This window comes from Enterobacter sp. DSM 30060 (genome assembly GCF_013375955.1).
In the GTDB taxonomy this organism is placed as follows: Bacteria; Pseudomonadota; Gammaproteobacteria; order Enterobacterales; family Enterobacteriaceae; genus Enterobacter; species Enterobacter intestinihominis.
Window position 1 is genome coordinate 3353625 of the sequence record NZ_CP056118.1, and the last position, 19974, is coordinate 3373598.

Genomic DNA, 19974 nt, shown 5'->3' on the forward strand with positions numbered 1-19974 from the left:
CGGTGGATTGACTTTGTTTTTGCCAGTGGCATGATGCGCACGAAATCTGAACTTCCTCACGGTTTTTAATCCATGACCACCTATACCCGCCCGGTGCTTTTGTTGCTCTGTGGCCTGCTTTTGCTGACCCTGGCGATCGCGGTGTTGAACACACTCGTCCCGCTATGGCTCGCCCATGAAAACTTACCAACCTGGCAGGTGGGTATGGTTAGCTCGTCCTTTTTTACGGGCAATCTGCTGGGCACCTTATTAACGGGCAGCCTTATTAAGCGCTTTGGTTTTAACCGCAGTTATTATCTGGCGTCACTGATCTTTGCCGTCGGATGCGCCGGTTTAGGACTGATGGTCGGCTTCTGGAGCTGGATGGTCTGGCGCTTTATTGCGGGCGTTGGCTGCGCCATGATCTGGGTGGTGGTTGAAAGTGCGCTGATGTGCAGCGGCACGTCCCGTAATCGCGGGCGTCTGCTGGCGGCTTATATGATGGTTTACTACGTCGGTACCGTTCTGGGACAACTGATGGTCAGCAAATTCCCAACCGACCTGATGAGCGTTCTGCCATGGGTAACAGGGATGGTGCTGGCCGCAATTCTGCCGCTGCTCTTTACCCGTATCGTGAACCAGAGCAGTGAGCATCAGGAGGCCACGCACGTTTGGCCGATGCTGAGACTGCGTCAGGCGCGCCTGGGGATTAACGGCTGTATTATTTCCGGGATTGTGCTGGGGTCGCTCTATGGCCTGATGCCGCTCTATCTCAACCATCAGGGCGTCAGCGATTCCGGGATCGGTTTCTGGATGGCGGTGATGGTCAGCGCGGGGATTGTCGGCCAGTGGCCGATTGGCCGCCTGGCGGACCGCTTTGGTCGTCTGCTGGTGCTGCGCGTCCAGGTTTTCGTGGTCATCATGGGCTGTCTCGCCATGCTCAGCAACGCCGCGATGGCGCCTGCGCTGTTCATTCTGGGGGCTGCGGGTTTTACGCTCTATCCGGTCGCGATGGCCTGGGCCTGTGAGAAAGTTGAGCATCACCAGCTGGTGGCGATGAACCAGGCATTGTTGCTGAGTTACACCATCGGCAGTTTACTGGGGCCGACTTTTACCGCTATGCTCATGCAAAATTACTCTGATAATCTGCTGTTTATCATGATCGCCAGCGTATCGTTTATTTATCTGTTAATGTTGCTGCGCAAAGCGGGCGAGCACCCAACGCCAGTGGCACATGCCTGATTAAATAAAAGCCTGTCGATGACAGGCTTTTTTGTCCCTGTCACATATAAGACTTTTACTTATTGTGAGTTTTTACTGCCTGGCGATAATTCAAATGAGTTCTACCACTAAAAGGCAGCAATCATGTCTACTCGTCGTTTTTCCACTACCGCACTTGCCGTAGTGTTGGCTTTAACGTTTGCAACGGCTCCGGCCATGGCTAATCCAGGAAACGGGAATGGCGGTGGTCATGGAAACGGTGGCGGACAAGGTAATAGCGGCAATCATGGTAACGGGAACGCTGGTAACCATGGTAATAAGCACAATAACGGCCAGGATAATCCAGGGAAATCGGATAAGAGCTTTAAAAACAGCAACGATGTGGGTCATGATGTTGACGTCCGCGTGAGCTTCGATCATGCCCGCCATCTGGCACTGAATTACGGCTTAACGGGCTACGACTCTCTGCCTCCGGGTATTGCGAAAAACCTGGCGCGCGGTAAGCCACTGCCTCCGGGCATTGCGAAGAAAACCGTGCCAGCCGATATGCTGGGTCAGCTTCCTTCTTATCCGGGCTATGAATGGCGCGTGGTGGGTGACGACCTGGTCTTAATTGCGCTGAGTACCGCGATTGTGACTTCCGTGATTAACGGCGTCTTTAAATAGAATATAAAAAGGCCCGGTTTTCACCGGGCCTTTTCGTTAATACATGACCTTGTGGCCATACTGCTCAAGAATACCTTTGACGCGCTCCATCGTCTCTTTTTTCGGCGGCTTCACGCCATCGAGCTTGTACTCTTCACCCATTGCCACCCATTTGTGTTTACCCAGCTCGTGATAGGGCAGGAGTTCAATTTTCTCCACGTTACCCATATCCCGGGTAAATTCGCCCAGACGATGTGCAGAATCATCATCATCTGACCAGCCCGGTACTACCACGTAGCGGATCCAGGTCTTGACGCCTTTGTTGGCAATGTATTTGGCAAATTCCAGCGTACGGTGGTTTGAGACGCCAACCAGATTCTGGTGGATCTCATCGTTCATCTGCTTGAGATCGAGCATCACCAGTTCGGTCACTTCAAGCAGTTCATCAATAACCGGATCGTAACGGCGCACAAAGCCGTTGGTGTCGAGGCAGGTATGAATACCTTCTTTATGGCAGGCGCGGAACCAGTCGCGCACAAATTCAGCCTGAAGAATAGCTTCACCGCCGGATGCCGTCACGCCACCACCGGACGCGTTCATGAAGTGGCGATAGGTCACCACCTCTTTCATCAGATCTTCAACGGTGACTTCTTTACCGCCATGGGTGTCCCAGGTGTCACGGTTATGGCAGTACAGGCAGCGCATCAGGCAGCCCTGGAAGAAAGTGATAAAGCGGATCCCCGGGCCATCGACGGTGCCACAGGATTCAAAGGAGTGAATGCGACCAATAATTGACATTGCGGTGATATCTCCGAATTTGGCCCATCCGGGGGCCTATGTAGATGCACAGCTCAAAGGCTATGTCGAGTCTGTTTTGGCTGTTATCCATTAAGTATAGATAGCGGACAAAAGAGACTGATGAAGCGAGGGTGTTAAAAAGGCCCCACTTGCGTGGAGCCTTTATTGTACGCTTTTTAACGCGTGATTTCAGTCAATTCCACTTACATGGACTGAGTGAAAGTACGGGTGATAACGTCCTGCTGCTGTTCTTTCGTCAGGGAGTTAAAACGTACTGCGTAGCCAGATACGCGGATGGTCAGCTGAGGATATTTCTCAGGATGTTCCATCGCGTCGAGCAGCATTTCACGGTTCATCACGTTCACGTTCAGGTGCTGACCACCTTCAATGGACGCTTCGTGGTGGAAGTAACCATCCATCAGACCCGCGAGGTTAGTTTTACGCACTTCGTCGTCTTTACCCAGCGCGTTTGGCACGATAGAGAAGGTGTAAGAGATACCATCTTTCGCGTATGCAAACGGCAGTTTAGCAACGGAGGTCAGAGAGGCAACCGCACCTTTCTGGTCACGACCGTGCATTGGGTTAGCACCTGGGCCGAATGGCGCGCCAGCACGACGACCGTCTGGGGTGTTACCGGTTTTCTTACCATACACAACGTTAGAGGTGATGGTCAGAACAGACTGAGTCGGGATAGCGTTACGATAGGTAGTGAGTTTCTGAATTTTCTTCATGAAACGTTCTACCAGGTCAACCGCCATGTCATCAACGCGAGCGTCGTTGTTACCAAACTGCGGATATTCGCCTTCGATTTCGAAGTCGATAGCCAGACCATCTTCGTCACGAATTGGTTTAACTTTCGCATATTTGATTGCAGACAGGGAGTCAGCCGCAACGGACAGACCTGCGATACCACACGCCATGGTGCGAACGACGTCACGGTCGTGCAGCGCCATCAGAGAGGCTTCGTAGCTGTACTTGTCGTGCATGTAGTGGATGACGTTCAGCGCAGTGACATACTGCTTAGCCAGCCAGTCCATGAAGTGATCCATGCGCTCCATCACTTCGTCGAAGTTCAGAAGGTCGCCTTTGATCGGTTCAGACTTAGGACCAACCTGCATTTTCAGTTTTTCGTCAACGCCGCCGTTGATTGCGTACAGCATGGTTTTCGCCAGGTTTGCACGCGCACCGAAGAACTGCATTTGCTTACCAACAACCATTGGGCTTACGCAGCACGCGATAGCGTAGTCGTCGTTGTTGAAGTCCGGACGCATCAGGTCATCGTTCTCGTATTGCAGAGAAGAGGTGTCGATGGACACTTTAGCGGCGAATTTCTTGAAGTTCAGTGGCAGTTTTTCAGACCACAGAACGGTGATGTTCGGCTCCGGAGAAGGACCCATGGTGTACAGGGTGTTCAGGAAGCGGAAGCTGTTTTTGGTTACCAGAGTACGGCCATCTACGCCCATACCGCCGATAGATTCGGTTGCCCAGATTGGGTCACCAGAGAACAGCTCATCATATTCTGGAGTACGCAGGAAGCGAACCATACGCAGTTTCATGACCAGGTGGTCAATCATTTCCTGAGCGTCTTGTTCGGTGATTTTGCCTGCTTTGATATCGCGTTCGATATACGCATCCAGGAAGGTGGATACGCGGCCGAAGGACATTGCTGCACCGTTCTGAGACTTAACCGCGGCCAGGTAGCCGAAGTAGGTCCACTGGATAGCTTCCTGAGCGTTGGTTGCAGGACCAGAGATATCACAGCCGTATTTAGCCGCCATCTCTTTGATCTGACCCAGCGCACGGTGCTGTTCAGCAATCTCTTCACGCAGACGGATAGTCGCTTCCAGGTTTACGCCGTTTTCCAGGTCAGACTGGAGAGAGACGAACTGCGCGTATTTGTCTTTCATCAGGAAGTCGATACCGTACAGCGCAACGCGACGGTAGTCACCGATGATACGGCCACGGCCATAGGCATCTGGCAGACCGGTCAGAACGCCAGATTTACGGCAGTTCAGAATGTCTTTGGTGTAAACATCGAATACACCCTGGTTATGGGTTTTACGGTATTCGGTGAAGATTTTTTTCAGCATTGGGTCCAGCTCGCGGTTATACGCTTTGCAGGAACCTTCAACCATTTTAATGCCACCGAACGGGATGATTGCGCGTTTCAGTGGTGCTTCAGTCTGGAGACCAACGATTTTCTCAAGGGCTTTGTTGATGTAGCCAGCATCGTGAGAAGTGATGGTAGAAGCAACGGAGGTGTCAAAATCAACTGGCGCGTGAGTGCGGTTTTCCAGTTTAACGCCTTCCATTACGCTGTCCCACAGCTTGGTGGTTGCATCAGTCGCACCAGCCAGGAAGGATTCGTCACCTTCATACGGGGTATAGTTTTTCTGAATGAAGTCACGGACGTTGACTTCATTCTGCCAGTCACCTTTCGTAAAACCTTCCCAGGCTGTGGCTAACTTTTCATTAAGCTCGGACATGTAACACCTACCTTCTTAAGTGGATTTTTTATTTACTGCCTGAGACAACCATTAATGATGATCGCCGCCACGCAGGTAAATGACCCAGTATGTCAACCCAACTAACAGACCCCCACCGATAATGTTCCCGATAGTGACGGGGATCAGGTTATCAGTAATGAAATTCATAATAGTCAGGTGTGAAAAACTTTCCGGGGTTGAACCAACAGCAGTCCAGAACTCCGGGCTTGCAAAGTTGCGGATAACAATCCCCATCGGGATCATGAACATATTCGCAATACTGTGCTCAAAGCCGCTGGCAACAAACATCGCAACCGGCAGAACCATAATCATGGCTTTATCCATCAGGCTACGACCAGAGTAGCTCATCCAGACCGCCAGGCAGACCATCAGGTTTGCAAGGATGCCGAGAGCAACGGCTTCGATAAATGTATGGTGCATTTTGTGGTCGGCGGTTTGCAGGACGTTAAGCCCCCAGCCGCCGTTGGCGGTCATGTACTCGCCAGAAAGCCACATCAACAGAACAAAGAGCAGACAGCCAATCAGGTTGCCAACGTAGACGTTGAGCCAGTTGCGCCCCAGTTGACCCCAGGTAATTCTTCCGCTGGCTTTTGCCACAACAATCAGCACCGTTGAGGTGAAGAGGTCGGCGCCGCAGATGACGCAGAGGATCAGGCCCAGTGAGAAGCAAATACCACCAATCAGTTTCGCTATGCCGAAAGGCATCCCGGCAGTGCCGGTGGTGGCTGTGATATAGAAGACGAAAGCGATGGAGATGAACACCCCAGCCGTAATGGCCAGAAAGAACGTCGTCATCGGATGTTTCGTTGCTTTGTAGACACCCGCTTCTTCGGCAACTTTCGCCATCGCAGCGGGGAGTAATAGATCAAAAGGGTTGTCAGCTTTCACACTAACTCTCTCTTTATTAAGTCGGCGACGAGATACTAACAAAGCATTATAGAAGAGAAATTGATATAGATCATATCTCGCCTGGCTTATAGGCCCGCAGTGTGTATGGTTTTACAGCAAAAGCGGAGTAAGTATTTGATTATCCGTATAAAAATAAATTTTAAAAGTTATGAAAAGAGTTGAATTTTTTCCTTCAGCCTCCCGTGGAACAGTTAATTAAAATGGAGTATTTATTAGAATTAGTAACAGTAAAGCCCAGGTAAGCGTTTTTATATTTACCCGTGGTTAACTTAATTATTACAATTAAACGTCATTGCGGAAAAATAAAAAAAAGGGGCAATGAAATTGCCCCGTAATATAGCTCAGGCGATTGAATACGCCTACAGCCATTAATGTTATATGCGCTTATTTTGACCAGTAAGCGGCTTTAGCCTTCTGCAATTTTTCATACGCATTCAGCAGCGACTGATGCGCCGGGAAGGCTTTCAGATCGCTGTCAACCGCTTGCAGGCCATAGAACGGTTCTTCACCGCTCAGCGCCGCGCTGGCAGCCTCAACGGCATCTGCACCGTACATGCGGACGAAGGCGTTCAGATACTGCAATGGCTCGCGGTCGTCTTCCTGAGAAAGCAAGAGCAGCGTTTGCAGGCAACGGTAATAGTTAGTGCGCTCGGCGGAGAAGACGGACTGGTTAAACTCCATCGTCCACTCGGTCCAGGCCAAAGCCTGATCCAGATCGCCGCCCGCCAGCGCCAGCATCGCTTTTAGCTCGCCGATGCGCAGCGTGTACCAGCCGTTATCTTTTCCGGTTGCCAGACCCAGCAGTTCGCGTACGCGGGTGAAATCATCGTGTCCTTCTTCGTCCAGTTGGGCGATCAGGTTCAGATAATCTTCTTTATCCCACTCGCTGCCCGGCAGGGCCAGCAGGGTTTCACGCAGATGCGCACCCATGCTGTTGTTCGCCAGCCACAGATCTTCTGCCGGATAGATGTCCGACATACCCGGCACAATAATACGGCACGCATAAACGCCGAGGTGTTCATAGTCGGCAATATAGACTTCCTGATCTTCCGCGTTGAAGATCGCCATCAGGGTGGCGAACTCTTCTTCCGTCGTACCGGCAAAGCTCCAGTCCACGAACGGATAGTCTGCGTCCTGTTTGAACATATCCCAGGAGATCAAACCGCTGGAGTCGATGAAGTGCGTTTCGAGGTTGGTGTGCTCGGCGACTTCTTCATCATCAAAGGTTGGCGGGGTGAATACGTCGAGATCTTTCAGGCTACGACCTTGCAGCAGTTCGGTCACGGTACGCTCCAGCGCCACGCCGAAGTCCGGGTGCGCGCCGAAAGAGGCGAAGCAGGTGCCATTTGCCGGGTTAAACAGTACCACGCAGATAACCGGATATTTGCCGCCCAGAGAGCCGTCATAAGCAAAGATTGGGAAACCTTCCGCTTCCAGTTTGGCGATGGATTCCACCACGCCCGGGTAGCGCGCCAGCACGTCAGCCGGGATCTCCGGCAGGCTGATGGATTCAGCAATAATACGGTTTTTGATGTGACGCTCGAAAACTTCAGACAACCCCTGTACACGCGCTTCGTTACGGGTGTTACCGGCAGACATACCGTTAGACACATACAGATTGCCAACGATGTTCATTGGAATGTAAACGGTCTGCTCGTCAGACTGACGGGTGAACGGCAGGGCGCAGATACCACGATCCTCATTGCCGGATTGCAGGTCGATCAGCATGCTGGCGGTCAGTTCGTTTTCCGGATCGTAGAACGCGCGCAGGCGGGCATCGAGAATGCCTTCCGGCAGTTCGTCGTCTTCGGGTAGCGGGAACCATTTTTCGTTCGGGTAGTGAACGAACGGGCCGTTGGCAATCGTTTCACCCAGCCAGAAGTCGGCGAAGAAATAGTTGGTGGACAGACGCTCAAAATACTCACCCAGCGCAGAGGCCAGTGCCGCTTTTTTGGTCGCGCCTTTGCCGTTGGTGAAGCACAGCGCACAGTCTTTGTCGCGAATATGCACGGACCAGACGTGAGGCACCGGATTCAGCCAGGAGGCTTCTTCGATATTAAAGCCCAGGTCGGTCAGTTTCTGCTGGAAGCGAGCGATGGAATCTTCCAGAGCGGCGTCTTTGCCGGGGATAAACGTTTGAGTCATGGCGTTCACTTTTATCGTACGTAAAGCGCGCAATGATACGGGTTTTGCGTGACGGGTGCTATCTCCGGCGAAAATAAATGGCTGGGCTATGCTTATAAGCAGTAACCTACTGTTAAGGCATAAAAAAATGAAAGCATTTGATCTCCAGCGGATGGCGTTTGATAAAGTCCCACCTGAGTTTTTAGGCGAAGTGGCGTTGCGTAGCCTGTACACCTTTGTACTCGTCTTCCTGTTCCTGAAAATCACCGGACGTCGCGGCGTGCGGCAGATGTCACTGTTTGAAGTGCTGATTATCCTGACGCTGGGTTCGGCGGCAGGGGACGTTGCCTTTTATGACGATGTGCCGATGGTGCCGGTTTTTATCGTCTTCGTGACGCTTGCGCTGCTGTACCGGCTGGTCATGTGGCTGATGTCGAAAAGTGAAAAACTGGAAGATCTGTTCGAAGGAAAACCGGTGGTGATTGTCGAAGATGGTCAACTTGCCTGGGAGAATGTGCAAAGCGCCAATATGACGGAGTTTGAGTTCTTTATGGAGCTACGTATAAGCAGCGTTGAACAGCTGGGGCAGGTGCGTCTGGCGATTATGGAAACGAACGGTCAAATCAGCGTTTATTACTATCCTGACGATGAGGTCAAGCCCGGCCTGTGCATACTGCCGGATATGCTTATCGAGCGATACAAAACCGTCCCTGATGCGGGCCAGTATGCTTGCATAAAATGCAGCCATGTGGTGGTCATGCAGGCGGGCGATCATCAATTATGCCCTCGCTGTACAAATCCAGAATGGACGAAGGTTAGCCGGGCTAAACGCATTACCTGACAGCGATATTGTCGGTTTTGCGACAACGGTACGGCAGATTGTTTTGTGTGACAAGGGGCACATTTCTTCGGCCATAAGTTTTAGACATTGCGGCGCGTGTCACTGAATGATAAAACCGATATCCACAGTTATAACTTATGGCTTTTAGCGTGGTGAGGGGAAATGGCTCAAGTCTTTAATTTCAGTTCAGGTCCGGCAATGTTACCGGCAGACGTGCTCAAACAGGCTCAACAGGAGCTGTGTGACTGGAACGGTCTGGGTACGTCGGTGATGGAAGTCAGCCACCGGGGTAAAGCGTTTATTCAGGTGGCGGAAGAGGCAGAAAAGGATTTTCGCGATCTGCTGAACATTCCCTCGAACTACAAAGTATTGTTCTGTCACGGCGGTGGACGCGGTCAGTTTGCGGGTATTCCGCTCAATCTGCTGGGCGACAAATCCACCGCTGATTACGTTGATGCCGGCTACTGGGCGGCCAGTGCGGTAAAAGAAGCGCACAAATATTGCACGCCGAACGTTATCGATGCCAAAGTGACCGTTGACGGTATGCGCGCCGTGAAGCCGATGAGTGAGTGGCAGCTTTCTGACAACGCCGCGTATCTTCATTACTGCCCGAACGAAACCATCGACGGTATCGCTATTCACGAAGAGCCAGACTTTGGCGAAAATGTCATTGTGACGGCGGACTTCTCCTCCACCATTCTGTCCACGCCGCTGGACGTCAGCCGCTACGGCGTCATCTACGCGGGTGCCCAGAAAAACATCGGTCCTGCGGGTCTGACTATCGTTATCGTGCGTGAAGACCTGCTGGGGAAAGCCCATAAGTCTTGCCCGTCAATTCTGGATTACACCGTCCTGAACGACAACGATTCCATGTTCAACACTCCACCAACGTTCGCCTGGTACCTCTCCGGCCTGGTCTTCAAATGGCTGAAGCAAAAAGGCGGCGTGGCGCAGATGGACAAGATCAATCAGCAAAAAGCTGAACTGCTGTACGGCGTGATCGACAAGAGCGATTTCTACCGTAACGATGTCGCCAAAACTAACCGTTCGCGCATGAACGTGCCGTTCCAGCTGGCGGACAACAACCTGGATAACGTGTTCCTGGAAGAGTCCTTCGCGGCGGGTCTGCATGCGCTGAAAGGTCACCGTGTGGTAGGCGGTATGCGTGCCTCTATCTATAACGCGATGCCGCTGGAAGGCGTTAAAGCCCTGACTGATTTCATGATCGACTTCGAACGTCGTCACGGTTAATTGGCTGTTTTCACCCCCGCAGCGTTCCTGCGGGGTTTTTATTATGTTGAGTTGAGAGTTAAGTTTCATGGAATCCCTGACGTTACAACCTATCGCGCGGGTAGATGGCACCATTAATCTGCCTGGTTCAAAAAGTGTCTCGAACCGCGCTCTGCTGCTGGCAGCTCTGGCAAACGGCACCACCGTCCTTTCCAACCTGCTGGACAGCGATGACGTGCGCCATATGCTCAATGCACTGAAAGCGTTGGGCGTTCAGTACGCGCTGTCAGACGATCGTACCCGTTGTGAAGTCACCGGTAACGGCGGCGCATTACATTCCGCTGAAGCGCTGGAGCTCTTCCTGGGTAACGCCGGTACGGCGATGCGTCCTCTGGCCGCTGCGCTGTGTCTTGGGAGCAACGATATTGTGCTGACCGGCGAGCCGCGCATGAAAGAGCGTCCGATCGGCCACCTGGTCGATGCCCTGCGTCAGGGCGGCGCGCAGATTGATTATCTTGAGCAAGAAAATTACCCGCCACTGCGTCTGCGCGGTGGTTTCACTGGCGGTAATGTTGAGGTTGATGGTAGCGTCTCCAGCCAGTTCCTGACGGCACTGCTGATGACCGCACCGCTGGCTCCAAATGATACCGTGATTAGCATTAAAGGCGATCTGGTTTCTAAACCGTACATTGATATCACGCTGCACCTGATGAAAACCTTCGGCGTTGAGGTGGAAAACCAGTCTTATCAGCGCTTCGTGGTGCGCGGGGCACAGCAGTACCAGTCTCCGGGCAACTACCTGGTTGAAGGGGATGCGTCATCCGCGTCCTACTTCCTGGCCGCGGGTGCGATTAAAGGCGGTACGGTAAAAGTGACGGGTATTGGTCGCAACAGCGTGCAGGGCGACATTCGTTTTGCCGACGTGCTGGAAAAAATGGGCGCGGTTGTGACCTGGGGCGATGACTTCATCTCCTGTACGCACGGTGAGCTGAACGCCATCGACATGGACATGAACCATATTCCTGACGCGGCAATGACCATCGCCACCGCTGCGCTGTTTGCGAAAGGCACCACCACGCTGCGTAACATCTATAACTGGCGCGTAAAAGAGACCGACCGCCTGTTCGCAATGGCAACCGAGCTGCGTAAAGTGGGGGCGGTGGTAGAAGAGGGCGAAGACTACATTCGCGTCACGCCGCCGGCAAAACTGCAATTTGCAGAAATTGGCACCTACAACGATCACCGCATGGCGATGTGTTTCTCGCTGGTGGCGCTGTCAGATACGCCAGTCACCATCCTTGACCCGAAGTGCACGGCGAAAACCTTCCCGGACTACTTCGAACAGCTGGCGCGCATTAGCACCCTGGCCTGACGATCGTATGCCGCATCTCCTGATGCGGCATTTCCTTACGCTTTCTGACAGTCATCCTCTTTCATTTCTTCTACACTCTGCTTCAATCATTCCGTAATTTGCACGCAAAGGTAACAGTTGCGCACGTTGGCGCGTATAATGCGCGGCGTTCATGTAAACGGTATGCCTTAATTAAGGAGAAAAAGATGACGGCAATTGCCCCGGTAATCACCATTGATGGGCCAAGTGGCGCAGGGAAAGGTACTCTGTGCAAAGCGATGGCGGAAGCATTGCAATGGCATCTTTTAGATTCGGGAGCAATCTATCGCGTGCTGGCGCTGGCTGCGCTGCATCATCATGTAGATGTTGCGTCTGAAGAAGCGCTGGTACCGCTGGCTGCACATCTGGATGTGCGCTTTGTCTCTACTGATGGCAACCTTGAAGTGATCCTGGAAGGGGAAGATGTCAGCGGTGAAATCCGTACGCAGGAAGTGGCCAATGCGGCCTCTCAGGTGGCGGCTTTCCCACGCGTTCGTGAAGCGCTGTTACGTCGCCAGCGCGGTTTCCGCGAAGCGCCGGGGCTGATCGCCGACGGCCGCGACATGGGAACCGTGGTATTCCCTGATGCGCCAGTGAAAATTTTCCTTGACGCCTCTTCGGAAGAACGTGCTCAACGCCGCATGCTTCAGTTGCAGGAAAAGGGGTTTAGTGTTAACTTTGATCGCCTTTTATCCGAGATAAAAGAGCGCGATGACCGCGATCGTAACCGCGCCGTCGCACCACTTGTTCCCGCGCAAGACGCATTAGTGCTGGATTCAACCAGTTTAACTATTGAGCAAGTGATTGAAAAAGCGCTACAATATGCGCGCCAAAAACTGGCACTCGCGTAATCGCGACCGATTTAGCAGTACCCCCGCTGCAATGGATTGACGGCGGGTATGTGAAACAACCCCATCCGGCACGGAGCCAGGTGGACGTTAATATTAACCTGAAGATTAAACATGACTGAATCTTTTGCTCAACTGTTTGAAGAATCCTTAAAAGAAATCGAAACCCGTCCGGGTTCCATCGTTCGCGGTGTTGTTGTTGCTATCGACAAAGACGTAGTACTGGTTGACGCCGGTCTGAAATCTGAGTCCGCCATCCCGGCTGAGCAGTTCAAAAACGCCCAGGGCGAGCTGGAAATCCAGGTAGGTGACGAAGTTGACGTTGCTCTGGACGCAGTAGAAGACGGCTTCGGCGAAACCCTGCTGTCTCGTGAGAAAGCTAAACGTCACGAAGCATGGATCACGCTGGAAAAAGCTTACGAAGAAGCTGAAACTGTGGTCGGTGTTATCAACGGCAAAGTTAAAGGTGGCTTCACTGTTGAGCTGAATGGTATTCGTGCGTTCCTGCCAGGTTCTCTGGTAGACGTTCGTCCAGTCCGTGACACCCTGCACCTCGAAGGCAAAGAGCTTGAGTTCAAAGTAATCAAGCTGGACCAGAAGCGTAACAACGTTGTTGTTTCTCGTCGTGCCGTTATCGAATCCGAAAACAGCGCAGAACGCGATCAGCTGCTGGAAAACCTGCAGGAAGGCATGGAAGTCAAAGGTATCGTTAAGAACCTCACTGACTACGGCGCATTCGTTGACCTGGGCGGCGTTGATGGCCTGCTGCACATCACCGACATGGCGTGGAAACGCGTTAAGCACCCAAGCGAAATCGTGAACGTGGGCGACGAAATCACTGTTAAAGTGCTGAAGTTCGACCGCGAGCGTACTCGTGTATCCCTCGGCCTGAAACAGCTGGGCGAAGATCCATGGGTAGCTATCGCTAAGCGTTACCCAGAAGGTACTAAACTGACTGGTCGCGTTACCAACCTGACCGACTACGGCTGCTTCGTTGAAATCGAAGAAGGCGTTGAAGGCCTGGTGCACGTTTCCGAAATGGACTGGACCAACAAAAACATCCACCCATCCAAAGTTGTTAACGTTGGTGATGTAGTGGAAGTGATGGTTCTGGATATCGACGAAGAACGTCGTCGTATCTCCCTGGGCCTGAAGCAGTGCAAAAACAACCCATGGCAGCAGTTCGCGGAAACCCACAACAAGGGCGACCGTGTTGAAGGTAAAATCAAGTCTATCACTGACTTCGGTATCTTCATCGGCCTGGACGGCGGCATCGATGGCCTGGTTCACCTGTCTGACATCTCCTGGAACGTTGCAGGCGAAGAAGCAGTTCGTGAATACAAAAAAGGCGACGAAATCGCAGCAGTTGTTCTGCAGGTTGACGCAGAGCGTGAACGTATCTCCCTGGGCGTTAAACAGCTCGCAGAAGATCCGTTCAACAACTGGGTTGCACTGAACAAGAAAGGCGCAATCGTAAACGGTAAAGTGACTGCTGTTGACGCTAAAGGCGCAACCGTAGAACTGGCTGACGGCGTTGAAGGTTACCTGCGCGCTTCCGAAGCTTCACGTGACCGCGTTGAAGATGCAACTCTGGTTCTGAGCGTTGGTGACGACGTTGAAGCTAAGTTCACCGGTGTTGACCGTAAGAACCGTGCAATCAGCCTGTCTGTTCGTGCTAAAGACGAAGCTGATGAGAAAGATGCAATCGCAACTGTGAACAAACAGGAAGATGCAAACTTCTCTAACAACGCAATGGCTGAAGCTTTCAAAGCAGCTAAAGGCGAGTAAGTTCAGGTTCGCACCATCATTTGAGCTGTAACGCATTTACAGCGCGAAGGATGGAGAGCAGACTTGACAGATTGCAGGATTCGTCCTGTAATCAATAACAAAGGGCGGCTACGGCCGCCCTTGTTTAATAAGCTGTTCAGCTAATGGGTTTGAAAGGAACCGGAGGAATCATGACCAAGTCAGAATTGATTGAAAGACTTGCCAGTCAGCAACCGCATATCCCTGCCAAGGCTGTGGAAGATGCCGTTAAAGAGATGCTGGAGCATATGGCTACCACTCTTGCCCAGGGCGAGCGCATTGAAATCCGCGGTTTCGGTAGTTTTTCCCTGCACTATCGTGCACCACGTACCGGGCGTAACCCGAAGACTGGCGATAAAGTGGAGCTGGAAGGAAAGTATGTTCCGCACTTTAAGCCGGGTAAAGAACTGCGCGATCGCGCCAATATTTACGGTAACTGAGTTTAATCATCAGGGTTAAACTGAGTTTAAAGAAAGCACCTTAGGGTGCTTTTTTTGTATCCCGCCCTGCATTTCTGAATACGCGCCGTATTTAAATTTTCTCTTTGCTGTAAACGCTTAAAAACGTTGCAGCGCCCGCTGTAAATCACGCCTTTTCTGTCTGACGACGCATCAGTCCCGCCGCATAATCGCCTGAAACATGGAGGTGAAGATGGGGATCCACGTTATCAGTATGTGCGCCATTCTGGCCATAATCCCGCTCTATTGGTTACCCGTTTTGCCAGACTTGCATATTGTCTGGTTGCTGATTGCCGCAGGAATTGCGTTATCCGTACAGAAGAGAAAATGGCTCAGGTTTTCAGGCCTCGCATTGCTTTTTATGTGCTGGGGGATCCTGGCCGCTCAGGAAAGCGTGTGGCCGATGAACCATTTAACGAAAGCACCGCAGCAGGCCGAGGTGGTCATTACCGCAACTGACGGCGCAACGATGCATCAGGGAAGGATTATCAGCCTCAATGGAGAACGCGTGTGGGCTGCCATGGGCGTGTCACTCTACGGCAACTACCTGCCTCAAAATGTCTGCGTGGGTCAACGCTGGGCGATGACCCTGCGGCTCAGGGCGGTACACGGAGAGCTCAACGATGGCGGCTATGATTCGCAGAAAAACGCCTTTGCTCGACACCAGACGCTGAGCGGACGGTTTACCCATGCGGAGATTGTCGACGCACGCTGTAGCCTGCGTTCGCAATACCTGACATCACTACAGAATACGCTTTCAGCATATCAGTGGGGGCCCGTGATCCTGGGGCTGGGAATGGGGGAGCGGCTGTCGGTCTCGCGGGAGATAAAAAACCTGATGCGTGAGACCGGAACGATGCATCTGATGGCAATCTCGGGATTGCATATTGCGCTGGCCGCTTCTGTCATCTGGTTTCTGGCGCGGGGGATCCAGTTCTTCCTGCCGGGCCGCTGGATTATCTGGCAAATCCCCTTGCTGACAGGGCTGATTTTTGCCGCGTTTTACGCATGGCTAACGGGCTTGCAGCCGCCTGCGCTGCGTACGGTTATTGCGCTTGTGGTACTGGCTGCATTAAAAATGAGTGGTCGCCAGTGGTCGCCCTGGCAGGTATGGCTTACCTGCGTGGCGGCGATCCTGATTTTCGATCCGCTGGCGGTACTGTCACAAAGCCTGGCGTTATCCGCGTTTGCGGTCGCCGCGCTTATTTTTTGGTATCAGTGGTTGCCTCTCCCGCACTGGCAACGTGGCCGGTGCCTGCGGCCGCTGGTTACGCTGTTGTATTTGCAGGTTGGAATGCTGCTGCTCCTGTTGCCGCTTCAGGTACTGATTTTCCATGGTTTCAGTCTCTCCTCGCTGGTGGCGAATCTGTTTGCTGTTCCTCTGGTAACGTTTATCTCAGTTCCACTGATCCTGCTCGGCATGTTTCTGCATCTGTTTCCGGTGGCGACGCTGGAAAGTATCGTCTGGCTGGCTGCCGATAAGTCTCTGGCAGGACTTTTCTGGCTATTGATGCGTTTACCGAATGGCTGGCAGGACGTGGATGAACGCTGGCAATACCTGACGTTACTGCCGTGGCTGCTGATCATTGGCTGGCGATTCAGGGCCTTCAGCGCAGTACCCGCAGTCTGTCTGGCAGGCAGCGTGGTGATGGCATTTCCCCTCTGGCACAGGATTAAAACTGACAGCTGGTCCCTGCATATGCTGGATGTAGGGCAAGGGCTGGCGATGGTCATTGAGCGTCACGGGAAGGCCATTCTGTATGACACCGGGCTGGCATGGCCCGGTGGGGACAGCGCGCAGCAGCTGATTATCCCCTGGCTACGCTGGCATCATCTGAGGCCGGAAGGGGTGATCCTGAGCCATGAACATCTCGACCACGCGGGGGGACTGGCATCGCTACAAGCTGCCTGGCCTGCAATGTGGATCAGAAGCCCCTTAGCCTGGGCCGGACATCTTCCATGCTTTCGTGGACAGCGATGGCAGTGGCATGGGTTAACGTTCTCCGTGCATTGGCCACCCGAAAACACCCCGGCGAAAGGTAACAACCGCTCCTGCGTGGTAAAAATCGATGACGGCGAACAGAGCGTTTTACTGACCGGAGATATTGAAGCGCAGGCAGAACTGGCAATGTTGAGCCACCGCTGGCGTCAACTTGCGGCTACACTGATTCAGGTGCCGCATCATGGGAGTAACACGTCATCTTCAACACCGCTGCTACAGCGCGTGGAGGGGCAGGTTTCGCTGGCCTCGATGGCCCGCTATAACGCGTGGCGTTTCCCTTCCATCAAAGTAGTCAGGCGCTATCGAACTGAGGGATATCTCTGGCTTGATACCCCGCAGTCCGGACAGATAACTGTGACGTTTTCGCACCAAAGTCGGCAAATTCGCCGCTTACGTGAACACTATTTACCGCGTTGGTATCATCAGTGGTTTGGCGCGCCCGTAGATAACGGGTAGAATATGCGGCTATTTCAACAAATGCTGGTTTTTTGAATGCATAACGACAAAGATCTCTCCACGTGGCAAACGTTCCGCCGGCTCTGGCCGATGATTGCACCTTTCAAAGCAGGCTTGATCGTGGCGGGCGTAGCGTTAATCCTCAACGCAGCCAGCGATACGTTTATGTTATCGCTTCTCAAACCGTTACTGGATGACGGTTTTGGTAAAACGGATCGTTCAGTGCTGCTATGGATGCCGCTGGTGGTTATTGGGCTGATGATCTTACGCGGAATCTCCAGCTATGTATCCAGCTACTGCATCTCCTGGGTATCCGGTAAAGTGGTGATGACCATGCGCCGTCGGTTATTCAGCCATATGATGGGGATGCCAGTCTCATTCTTTGACAAACAGTCAACCGGTACCCTGCTGTCGCGTATTACCTACGATTCAGAGCAGGTGGCGTCGTCCTCTTCCAGCGCACTGATTACCGTTGTGCGTGAAGGCGCATCCATCATCGGACTCTTTGCGATGATGTTCTATTACAGCTGGCAACTGTCGCTGATCCTTATTGTGCTGGCACCGATTGTCTCCATTGCGATCCGCGTGGTATCAAAGCGTTTTCGCAACATCAGTAAAAATATGCAGAATACGATGGGGCAGGTGACTACCAGCGCCGAGCAGATGCTGAAAGGCCATAAGGAAGTGTTGATCTTCGGCGGTCAGGAAGTCGAAACCAAACGCTTTGACAAGGTCAGCAACAAAATGCGCCTGCAAGGGATGAAAATGGTATCGGCCTCGTCGATTTCCGATCCGATCATTCAGCTGATTGCCTCTTTGGCCCTGGCCTTCGTCCTGTATGCAGCAAGCTTCCCGAGCGTCATGGAAACCCTGACTGCGGGTACCATTACCGTGGTGTTCTCATCCATGATTGCGCTGATGCGTCCGCTGAAATCGCTGACTAACGTCAACGCCCAGTTCCAGCGCGGGATGGCAGCCTGTCAGACGCTGTTCAGCATCCTCGATTCCGAACAAGAAAAAGATGAAGGTACACGCGTGATCGAGCGCGCTAAAGGTGACCTGGAATTCCGCAACGTGACCTTTACTTATCCAGGCCGTGAAGTGCCGGCGCTGCGTGATATCAGCCTGTCCATCCCGGCGGGTAAGACCGTTGCACTGGTCGGTCGTTCCGGTTCGGGCAAGTCGACTATTGCCAGCCTGATTACCCGTTTCTACGATATCGACCAGGGCGAAATCCTGCTTGATGGTCACGACCTGCGGGAATATACCCTACAGTCGTTGCGTAACCAGGTCGCGCTGGTTTCGCAAAACGTGCATCTGTTCAACGATACGGTGGCGAACAACATTGCGTATGCCCGTACCGAAGAGTACAGCCGTGAAGAGATCGAGAATGCGGCGCGTATGGCCTATGCGATGGACTTCATTAACAAAATGGATAACGGTCTGGATACGATCATTGGCGAAAACGGTGTGCTGCTCTCCGGTGGTCAGCGTCAACGTATCGCGATTGCCCGAGCGCTGCTGCGCAACAGCCCGATTCTGATCCTCGATGAAGCAACGTCCGCACTGGATACGGAATCTGAACGCGCTATCCAGTCGGCTCTGGATGAATTACAGAAAAACCGTACCTCGCTGGTTATCGCGCACCGTCTGTCGACCATCGAACAGGCTGACGAAATCGTGGTGGTGGAAGACGGCGTTATCGTTGAACGCGGCAGCCATGCGGACCTGCTGGAACAACGTGGTGTATACGCGCAGCTTCATAAAATGCAGTTCGGTCAATGATTGCACGCATCTGGTCGGGTGAATCCCCTCTGTGGGTGCTGCTTCTCCCGCTCTCCTGGCTGTATGGCCTGGTGAGCGGTGCTATTCGTCTGCTTTATCGCCTCAGGATCAAGCGCGCCTGGCGCGCACCGGTACCGGTAGTGGTGGTCGGCAACCTGACGGCGGGGGGAAACGGCAAAACGCCGGTGGTGATCTGGCTGGTAGAACAGCTCCAGAAGCGCGGTATCCGCCCGGGAGTTGTCTCACGCGGTTACGGTGGTAAAGCGGCGCAGTATCCACTGGTGCTGAGCCCAGCTACGACAACCGCTGAAGCCGGTGATGAGCCGGTACTGATTTACCAACGTACTGGCGCGCCGGTTGCGGTATCGCCGGTGCGCAGTGATGCCGTAAAGGCACTGCTTGCAGAGCATGACGTACAAATCATAATTACCGATGATGGTTTGCAGCATTACGCGCTGGCGCGTGACAAAGAGATCGTGGTTATTGACGGCGTGCGGCGTTTTGGCAACGGCTGGTGGCTGCCAGCCGGTCCAATGCGTGAGCGTGCGTCGCGCCTGAAGAGCGTCGATGCCGTGATTGTAAACGGTGGTGAAGCCAGAGCGGGTGAGATCCCGATGCATCTTCGTCCCGGAAAGGCAGTGAATATGCTGACCGGCGAGCGTAAAGACGTCGCGTTACTGGATCATCTGATTGCGATGGCCGGGATTGGTCATCCGCCGCGTTTCTTCGCGACGCTGGAGCAGTGCGGCGCGCGGCTGGAGAAACGGGTACCGCTGGCCGATCACCAGGCGCTGGTTGCCGAAGAGATTGAGAGGCTGGCCGCACCGGGCCAGACGCTGATCATGACGGAAAAAGACGCGGTAAAATGCCGGGCCTTTGCGAAAGAAAACTGGTGGTATCTGCCGGTTGATGCTGAACTCAGCGGCGAACAGCCGGAACATTTGCTCAAGGAACTGCTCGCGTTAGTGCAGTAAC

At 53.0% G+C, this 19974-nt stretch carries 15 protein-coding genes; 11 read left to right on the plus strand and 4 right to left on the minus strand.

The window, feature by feature from the left end:
* The first annotated feature begins 72 nt into the window (after positions 1–72).
* On the plus strand, positions 73–1221 hold the full coding sequence (locus HWQ15_RS15890; RefSeq protein WP_022647622.1) for an MFS transporter: 1149 nt from the start codon (positions 73–75) through the stop codon (positions 1219–1221).
* A 123-nt stretch (positions 1222–1344) separates the two neighbouring features.
* Positions 1345–1866, plus strand: coding sequence for an anti-virulence regulator CigR family protein (locus HWQ15_RS15895; protein WP_032624534.1), 522 nt, complete (start codon positions 1345–1347; stop codon positions 1864–1866).
* 36 nt (positions 1867–1902) lie between these two features.
* Here the strand turns inward: HWQ15_RS15895 and pflA are convergent, their stop codons facing one another.
* The 4 genes from pflA to ycaO all read right to left on the minus strand — a co-directional run bounded on the left by pflA (position 1903) and on the right by ycaO (position 8204).
* Complete coding sequence (gene pflA / locus HWQ15_RS15900; protein ID WP_063149041.1) at positions 1903–2643, minus strand: pyruvate formate lyase 1-activating protein; 741 nt, start codon at positions 2641–2643, stop codon at positions 1903–1905.
* A 203-nt stretch (positions 2644–2846) separates the two neighbouring features.
* Positions 2847–5129 carry a formate C-acetyltransferase gene (gene pflB / locus HWQ15_RS15905; RefSeq protein WP_022647624.1) on the minus strand — a complete coding sequence of 761 codons (2283 nt, stop codon included), beginning with the start codon at positions 5127–5129 and terminating at the stop codon, positions 2847–2849.
* Between the two features lie 51 nt (positions 5130–5180).
* A complete protein-coding gene (gene focA, locus HWQ15_RS15910) occupies positions 5181–6038 on the minus strand; it encodes a formate transporter FocA (RefSeq protein ID WP_017384832.1) in 858 nt (285 codons plus the stop codon).
* Positions 6039–6443: 405 nt separating this feature from the next.
* Positions 6444–8204: a 30S ribosomal protein S12 methylthiotransferase accessory factor YcaO gene (gene ycaO / locus HWQ15_RS15915; protein ID WP_022647625.1), complete on the minus strand. Its 1761-nt coding sequence runs from the start codon at positions 8202–8204 to the stop codon at positions 6444–6446.
* A gap of 127 nt (positions 8205–8331) precedes the next feature.
* On the opposite strand from ycaO, the gene HWQ15_RS15920 reads away from it, so the two are divergent.
* From HWQ15_RS15920 to lpxK, 9 genes are all read left to right on the plus strand, one after another.
* Complete coding sequence (locus HWQ15_RS15920; RefSeq protein ID WP_023299721.1) at positions 8332–9024, plus strand: DUF421 domain-containing protein; 693 nt, start codon at positions 8332–8334, stop codon at positions 9022–9024.
* Positions 9025–9186: 162 nt separating this feature from the next.
* Positions 9187–10275, plus strand: a complete 1089-nt coding sequence (gene serC, locus HWQ15_RS15925) for a 3-phosphoserine/phosphohydroxythreonine transaminase (RefSeq protein ID WP_022647627.1) — start codon at positions 9187–9189, stop codon at positions 10273–10275.
* A gap of 67 nt (positions 10276–10342) precedes the next feature.
* Entirely contained in the window at positions 10343–11626 is a 1284-nt protein-coding gene (aroA, locus tag HWQ15_RS15930; protein WP_032624533.1) for a 3-phosphoshikimate 1-carboxyvinyltransferase, read from the plus strand.
* Between the two features lie 185 nt (positions 11627–11811).
* Positions 11812–12495, plus strand: a complete 684-nt coding sequence (gene cmk / locus HWQ15_RS15935) for a (d)CMP kinase (RefSeq protein WP_015570968.1) — start codon at positions 11812–11814, stop codon at positions 12493–12495.
* 111 nt (positions 12496–12606) lie between these two features.
* Positions 12607–14280 carry a 30S ribosomal protein S1 gene (rpsA, locus tag HWQ15_RS15940; RefSeq protein WP_003858235.1) on the plus strand — a complete coding sequence of 558 codons (1674 nt, stop codon included), beginning with the start codon at positions 12607–12609 and terminating at the stop codon, positions 14278–14280.
* A gap of 170 nt (positions 14281–14450) precedes the next feature.
* Complete coding sequence (ihfB, locus tag HWQ15_RS15945; protein WP_003858233.1) at positions 14451–14738, plus strand: integration host factor subunit beta; 288 nt, start codon at positions 14451–14453, stop codon at positions 14736–14738.
* A 211-nt stretch (positions 14739–14949) separates the two neighbouring features.
* Entirely contained in the window at positions 14950–17214 is a 2265-nt protein-coding gene (locus HWQ15_RS15950; protein ID WP_063149039.1) for a ComEC family protein, read from the plus strand.
* Positions 17215–17250: 36 nt separating this feature from the next.
* Positions 17251–18999, plus strand: coding sequence for a lipid A ABC transporter ATP-binding protein/permease MsbA (gene msbA / locus HWQ15_RS15955; RefSeq protein ID WP_023299725.1), 1749 nt, complete (start codon positions 17251–17253; stop codon positions 18997–18999).
* On the plus strand, positions 18996–19973 hold the full coding sequence (gene lpxK / locus HWQ15_RS15960; RefSeq protein WP_063149038.1) for a tetraacyldisaccharide 4'-kinase: 978 nt from the start codon (positions 18996–18998) through the stop codon (positions 19971–19973). Before msbA ends, lpxK begins: the two co-directional genes overlap by 4 nt.
* The last annotated feature ends 1 nt before the right edge of the window (position 19974 follow it).

Bases quoted from the DNA above. Each gene is read 5' to 3' on its own strand.
- cmk (WP_015570968.1), top strand. From the start codon at position 11,812: ATGACGGCAATTGCCCCGGTAATCACCATTGATGGGCCAAGTGGCGCA.
- lpxK (WP_063149038.1), top strand. From the start codon at position 18,996: ATGATTGCACGCATCTGGTCGGGTGAATCCCCTCTGTGGGTGCTGCTT.
- serC (WP_022647627.1), top strand. From the start codon at position 9,187: ATGGCTCAAGTCTTTAATTTCAGTTCAGGTCCGGCAATGTTACCGGCA.
- HWQ15_RS15920 (WP_023299721.1), top strand. From the start codon at position 8,332: ATGAAAGCATTTGATCTCCAGCGGATGGCGTTTGATAAAGTCCCACCT.
- HWQ15_RS15890 (WP_022647622.1), top strand. From the start codon at position 73: ATGACCACCTATACCCGCCCGGTGCTTTTGTTGCTCTGTGGCCTGCTT.
- pflB (WP_022647624.1), bottom strand. From the start codon at position 5,129: ATGTCCGAGCTTAATGAAAAGTTAGCCACAGCCTGGGAAGGTTTTACG.
- ihfB (WP_003858233.1), top strand. From the start codon at position 14,451: ATGACCAAGTCAGAATTGATTGAAAGACTTGCCAGTCAGCAACCGCAT.
- rpsA (WP_003858235.1), top strand. From the start codon at position 12,607: ATGACTGAATCTTTTGCTCAACTGTTTGAAGAATCCTTAAAAGAAATC.
- msbA (WP_023299725.1), top strand. From the start codon at position 17,251: ATGCATAACGACAAAGATCTCTCCACGTGGCAAACGTTCCGCCGGCTC.
- pflA (WP_063149041.1), bottom strand. From the start codon at position 2,643: ATGTCAATTATTGGTCGCATTCACTCCTTTGAATCCTGTGGCACCGTC.
- ycaO (WP_022647625.1), bottom strand. From the start codon at position 8,204: ATGACTCAAACGTTTATCCCCGGCAAAGACGCCGCTCTGGAAGATTCC.
- HWQ15_RS15895 (WP_032624534.1), top strand. From the start codon at position 1,345: ATGTCTACTCGTCGTTTTTCCACTACCGCACTTGCCGTAGTGTTGGCT.
- HWQ15_RS15950 (WP_063149039.1), top strand. From the start codon at position 14,950: ATGGGGATCCACGTTATCAGTATGTGCGCCATTCTGGCCATAATCCCG.
- aroA (WP_032624533.1), top strand. From the start codon at position 10,343: ATGGAATCCCTGACGTTACAACCTATCGCGCGGGTAGATGGCACCATT.